The sequence below is a fragment of the Pseudomonas sp. REP124 genome (assembly GCF_020164475.1).
Taxonomy (GTDB): domain Bacteria; phylum Pseudomonadota; class Gammaproteobacteria; order Pseudomonadales; family Pseudomonadaceae; genus Aquipseudomonas.
Genome location: NZ_JAIQWX010000239.1, coordinates 1 through 5,736, shown reverse-complemented (window position 1 = coordinate 5,736; position 5,736 = coordinate 1). Strand labels below are relative to the sequence as shown.

The window sequence follows — 5,736 nt, the reverse complement described above, 5'->3', positions numbered from 1 at the left end:
CCCACGGAGCAGGACCGGAGCGAGGGAACCCTGAGCCTAAGCGAAGGGCCGTACGTCAGGGGATGAAAGCGCTTGGTTACTTGGCGCTTTTCCAAGTGACCCGCCGTAAGGGCGGAACCCTAAGCAGCCGTTACCGCAGCAACGGATATGCACCCAATCAAAAAAGCTCGCGAGCAGGCTCGCTACCACATTTGAACCGAGTACAGCCGCAAAATCAGGTCGTCTATCAGGACGCCTTCGCGAGCAAGCCCGCTCCCACAGGGGTTCGTGTACACCCACAAGAGCCGAGTCGGTTGGCAGGCCGCCATCGCTGGCAAGCCAGCTCCCACAATTGATCCCGCTACAATCCGCAAGATCACGTCGGCTGTCAGGACCCTTCGCGGGCAAGCCTCGCTCCTACGAAGGGGTTGGGTCAGTTAGTGGCCCTTGCCCGAATGCCCACCTGCGCCCTTCCCCGGCCCTTTGCCGGCATCCGCATCGCGCCCACCTTCGCTATCGTGTTTGGCCTTGTCCGCCTCGGCACTGGCCTTCTGCGCCTCCTTGGCCAACTGATCAACCGCCGCCAGATTGCTCTTGCGCACACCGTCGACAAACCCCTGAAACGGCAGATCAGTAATCCCCACCAGACCGAAATGACCGTTCTCACCATCCAGCAGACGCCCGGTAACTGGCTGGTCGAGGTACTGGAACCAGTGCACTCCGACGATCGACGGCTCGCTCAACGCCTGTTTCAGGAAGTTCGCGTAAGCCGGCCCCCGGTCCTCCTCTTTCGCCAACTGCGTCACGCCACCCCAAAACGGCCCACGATCAGTCGAACCGAAGTTGAACTCGGTAATCAGCACCGGCTTGTTCAGATCGCGCAACTTGGCAAAGTCATAACCGTCCTGCGGTTGCAGCGTATACAGATTGAAGCTCAACACATCACAGTAACGGGCGCAGGACTCAACCGCTTCCGGCGTGCTGACGGCAAACCGCCCTCCGAGCAGCAACTGATTCGGCGCGTGCCACTTGAGCGAGTCGGAAATGGTCTTGAAGTAAGTGTCGGCGAAAACCTTCTGGAAATACTTGAAGTCAGCCTCGATCTCCGGATGTTCGGGGCTCGGCAGCGGCGGCACGAAACCAGGGTCCTCCATCAACTCCCAGGCCGGCAGATCGATGCCCCAGGCCTTGGACAGTCCCGCCTGGTTGCGATACTTGTCGCGCAGTTGCTTGAGAAACGCACGCTTGGCCGGCACGTCGGTGGTCATCTTCAACGTACCGTAGGCCAAGGCGTAACGGGCTTTCGGATCGTCACCGGGACCGGCCCAGGCCAGTTCATTGTCGGCGTAGTAACCGATCAGCCAAGGATCGTCGCGATGGTCGCGGGTGGCGATGGCCACGGCGCGTTCGGTGGCCATGGCGAAACGCGGATCGAACGGGTCGGGCATGCCGCCCCACCAATCGTTGCCGGTACTGATGCTGGTGTAATCGCCGACGATCGACAGCGGCAAGGTGTAAGGCACACGCTCCGCATCGCCAAGAGATGGCGCGCTCCAGTTGCCAACGGTGTTGAATCCCCAGGCTTGCAGACGATCGAGGGTCTGGCTGGCCCACCGATTTTCGTCGAAGGTCGCTTTGCAGGGTTCTGCCGCAGCGGGCTCCGCCGCTTTCACTGCCGCGGCTTGTTCCGCGTCAGCCTTGGCGGCTTCGGCGACACCGGACTCGGCCGTCTCAGGCACCAATGGTTGCTCCGCCGCTTTCTCTGCGCTGGCTTCCACCGCGTCGGATTTAGCCGCTTCGGCGACCCCGGACTTGGTCTCGCTGCCCGGCACGCACGGATCGCCATACAGTCGCTGCAGGTTGGCACCGTAGAAGTCAAACCAGCGCCCGGCATTGAAACCGCGACCCTGATCGACGCCGTTGCCGCCACGGTTATCCCCCTCGCCAAAATGACTGGCCAACGGCTCGCCCGCCTTGGGCAGGGATTCGAACATCCATTCACGCCCGGCGACGTAGGTCTGGTTCACATCCGCAGCGACGGTGTTGACGCCCAGCGAATAGAACGGATACCCCAGCGGCGTGACCAGATACCAGCGCCCGTCGCGCTTTTCAGTGCGGAAAAAACCGCTGCCCTTGAACGCCGGGCCCTGGGTCCAGCCGCCGAACTTGTCCAGCGGTGCCTTGGCGCGCTCGGCCAGCCAGCCCTTCAACTGCTGCTGTTCCTTGGCCGCCGCGCCTTTGAGTTGTTCGTCGCTGCCGACTTTTTCCGGCCATTTGCCCCGGGTCGACTGACCGTAGGCGTCTACCAAATTGCCGTACGCCGCTCTGGTGGCGGCTTCACCATCCTCAACACCGAAGCGCTCGAGCAGAATGCTTTGGGCGGCCTTCGGTTGGTCCATCGACAGACTGACCGACACCACCTGGGCGCGATCCAGTTCACCGCTGCTGCTGGCCAGCAATACACGCGAGCCATCCACCGTCACCGGCATCGGTGGCCCGGCTTTCATGCCTTGGCTCAATGGCGAAGTCGCCACCAGCGGCACCAGCAACGTCTGCGCAGGACCCGCGGGCAGGTCGATGCGACTGGTCAGGGTCTTGCCGTCGTTACTCTGAATTTGCACATAGAGGGTGATCGGCCAGTTCATGGCGCTCTGGATGCGCAGGCTCATCATTGCCGACTGCGACCAGTCCCAGGCGCCGGTTTGCGGGCTCAAACGCAGGGTCGGGCGAGCGACCGGATTGAAGGTCACCCGGCGCAGTACTTCGCCTTCAGGGGTTTGCTCGGCGTTGGATTGCGGCAGATCGGCGTTCTCGGTGGCCACTTTGACCACGTCCGCGGGGCGGACGAAGTTGAACAGGGTCTGCTGACCGGCAGGCGCCGCCAACAAGGGGGCGGCGAAGACCAGGGCAAAAATGGCGGGTAACGAACGGCGAATCATGAGAACGGAATTCTCCCTAACGACCTCAATGGGCCAGTGAAACAGCGATGACAGAGAGATAGACAACACGGTGGGCAGATTTGCCCACCGCCATATCAGGAAATTTCGCGACGGAAAGGAGGCAACGCATTCAGGATCGCCTTGCCATAGCGCTGGGTGACCAGACGCCGGTCGAGCAAGGTGATGGTGCCGCGGTCTTCTTCGGTGCGCAGCAGGCGACCGCAAGCCTGGACCAGCTTCAGCGAGGCGTCAGGCACGGAGATCTCCATGAACGGATTGCCACCCCGGGCTTCGATCCATTCGGCCAGCGCCGCTTCGACCGGATCGTCGGGCACCGAGAACGGAATCTTGGCGATGACCACGTGTTCACAATAGGCGCCGGGCAAGTCGACGCCCTCGGCAAAACTCGCAAGACCGAACAACACGCTCGAATCCCCGCCATCGACCCTGGCCTTGTGTTTGTTCAGGGTTTCCTGCTTCGACAGGTTGCCTTGAATGAACACCTGCTTGCGCCAGTCGCGATCGAGGCCATCGAACACGTCCTGCATCTGTTTGCGCGAGGAAAACAGCACCAGCGTGCCCCGCGAGCCTTCGACCAGGTCCGGCAAGTCGCGGATGATCGCGGCGGTATGCGCCGCCGCATCACGAGGGTCGGCGTTGAGATTCGGCACTTTCAGCACACCGGCATCGGCGTGATGGAACGGGCTCGGCACCACGGCGGTCACGGCATGTTTCGGCAGGCCGGCGCGCATGCGGAATCGGTCGAAAGTACCGAGGGCGGTCAAGGTCGCCGAAGTCACCAGGGCGCCATAGGCTACGTTCCACAGACTGCGCCGCAGCATGTCCGCCGCGAGGATCGGGCTGGCATTGACCTCGATGTCGAACAGCGAGCCGCTTTCGGCCAGGGTCAGCCAGCGGGCCATGGGCGGGTTGTCTTCCGGGTCTTCGACGGTGAATGCGGTCCACAGCTCCCAGTTGCCCGAGCAACGGGACAGCAGACTGCCGAACAGCGGATACCACTCTTCGGCCTGATTGCTGGCGATACCGATGTTGACCTCGCCGTCCATGCCTTCCTTGAGCAATTCGGTCAGGCGGGTGAACAGGTCGGTCAGGCGGGCAAAGCCTTTCTTCAGTTCGATGCCCATCTCGCGCATGTGCTCGGGGATCACCCCGCCGACGAAACGATGACGCGGCCGTTCGCGGCCTTCGACGTCTTCACCGGGTTTGAAATCGGCGATCTGCTCGCAGGCGGTGAACATGAATTGCTGCTGGGTCTTGATCTCCCGCGCCAGCTCCGGCACCTGCTCGATCAACTTGCCCAGGTCACCCGGCAGCGGGTGCTGGGCAAGCAGTTTGGTGAGGTTCTTGGCGGTGGTTTCCAGCCAGTCGGCGGTGGAACGCAGGCGGGTGTAATGGGCGAAATGGCCGATAGCCTTGTCAGGCAGGTGATGGCCTTCGTCGAAGACATAGAGGGTATCGCGCGGGTCAGGCAGCACGGCACCGCCGCCCAGGGCGAGGTCGGCCAGCACCATGTCGTGGTTGGTAACAATTACATCGACCTTGCCCATGCCTTCGCGGGCCTTGTAGAAGGCGCACTGGCCGAAGTTCGGGCAATGACGGTTGGTGCACTGGCTGTGATCGGTGGTCAGGCGCGCCCAGTCGGCGTCCTCCAGGGCGTTGGGCCAGCTGTCGCGGTCGCCGTCCCATTTATTGCCGGCGAGTTTCTCGATCATGCTGGTGAACAGCTTCTGACTCGCCTCATCCACCTCGATCTTGAAGCCTTCTTCCTCGAACAGCTGCGCGGTGGCGGTCTGCGCGTGGCCTTCCTGGAGCAGCATGTCGAGCTTGGACAGGCACATGTAGCGCCCGCGCCCCTTGGCCAGGGCGAAGCTGAAATTCAGCCCGCTGTTGCGCATCAGGTCCGGCAGATCCTTGTAGACGATCTGCTCCTGCAGGGCGACGGTCGCCGTGGCGATCACCAGGCGCTTGCCGGCGGCCTTGGCAGCAGGAATCGACGCCAGGCTGTAGGCCACGGTCTTGCCGGTACCGGTGCCGGCTTCCACCGCGACAATCGCGGGATCGCCGCTGCGCCGGCCTTCGTCGTCGGTGTCGATGTCACCGAGGACCTTGGCGACTTCGGCGATCATCAGGCGCTGGCCGTAACGCGGCTTGAGGCTCTTGGCTTCGAGAAAACGCGAATAGGCGCCCTGGATCGTGGTTTTGAGTTCAGTGCTGATCATGGATTGTCGGGCGCAAAAAACGCTGGATAAATTTTCAGTGGTTCGGATCGGCCGCTATCATACCCCGCTAATTAATCCCGCGCAGAACGGAGTACCCCAATGACCGCTTTTAGCCTTGTTTATAGCCTGCATGTCCTCGCCGCACTGGTGTGGGTGGGCGGCATGTTTTTCGCCTGGATAGTCTTGCGCCCCGCGGCGATCAAGGCTCTCGAAGGTCCTGCCCGACTGAAGCTCTGGGTAGAAGTGTTTCAAGGCTTTTTCCGCTGGGTCTGGGGCGCGGTCATTCTGCTGCCGGTCACCGGCGTGGGCATGCTGAACCTGCATTTCACCGGCTTTGAGCATGCGCCGCGTTACGTGCAGGTGATGATGGGGCTCTATCTGGTGATGACGGCGCTGTTCATCCGGATTCAGGCGTTGATGCTGCCGGAGTTGCGCAAGGCCGTGGAAGCGCAGGACTGGCCGACCGGGGCGTCGGTGCTGGGGCGGATTCGCCGGGTGGTGGGTTTCAATCTGCTGGTGGGGGTGGCTGTGGTGGCGATTGCCGCAGCACGGCTGACCTTTTAACAGCATCGCGAGCA

General features: G+C 62.3%; 3 protein-coding genes. 1 reads left to right on the top strand and 2 read right to left on the bottom strand.

Annotated features, from left to right (window positions below; genetic code table 11):
• Positions 1 to 416 precede the first annotated feature (416 nt).
• Both K9857_RS29400 and dinG read right to left on the bottom strand, forming a co-directional pair.
• Positions 417 to 2,918, bottom strand: coding sequence for a beta-agarase (locus tag K9857_RS29400; protein ID WP_224541940.1), 2,502 nt, complete (start codon positions 2,916 to 2,918; stop codon positions 417 to 419).
• Between the two features lie 95 nt (positions 2,919 to 3,013).
• Positions 3,014 to 5,158, bottom strand: coding sequence for an ATP-dependent DNA helicase DinG (gene dinG, locus K9857_RS29395; RefSeq protein WP_224541938.1), 2,145 nt, complete (start codon positions 5,156 to 5,158; stop codon positions 3,014 to 3,016).
• Between the two features lie 99 nt (positions 5,159 to 5,257).
• On the opposite strand from dinG, the gene K9857_RS29390 reads away from it, so the two are divergent.
• Complete coding sequence (locus tag K9857_RS29390) at positions 5,258 to 5,722, top strand: CopD family protein (RefSeq protein WP_224541936.1); 465 nt, start codon at positions 5,258 to 5,260, stop codon at positions 5,720 to 5,722.
• Positions 5,723 to 5,736: the final 14 nt, after the last annotated feature.

Coding starts and splice junctions, on each gene's coding strand:
- K9857_RS29390 (WP_224541936.1), top strand. CDS start 5,258: ATGACCGCTTTTAGCCTTGTTTATAGCCTGCATGTCCTCGCCGCACTG.
- dinG (WP_224541938.1), bottom strand. CDS start 5,158: ATGATCAGCACTGAACTCAAAACCACGATCCAGGGCGCCTATTCGCGT.
- K9857_RS29400 (WP_224541940.1), bottom strand. CDS start 2,918: ATGATTCGCCGTTCGTTACCCGCCATTTTTGCCCTGGTCTTCGCCGCC.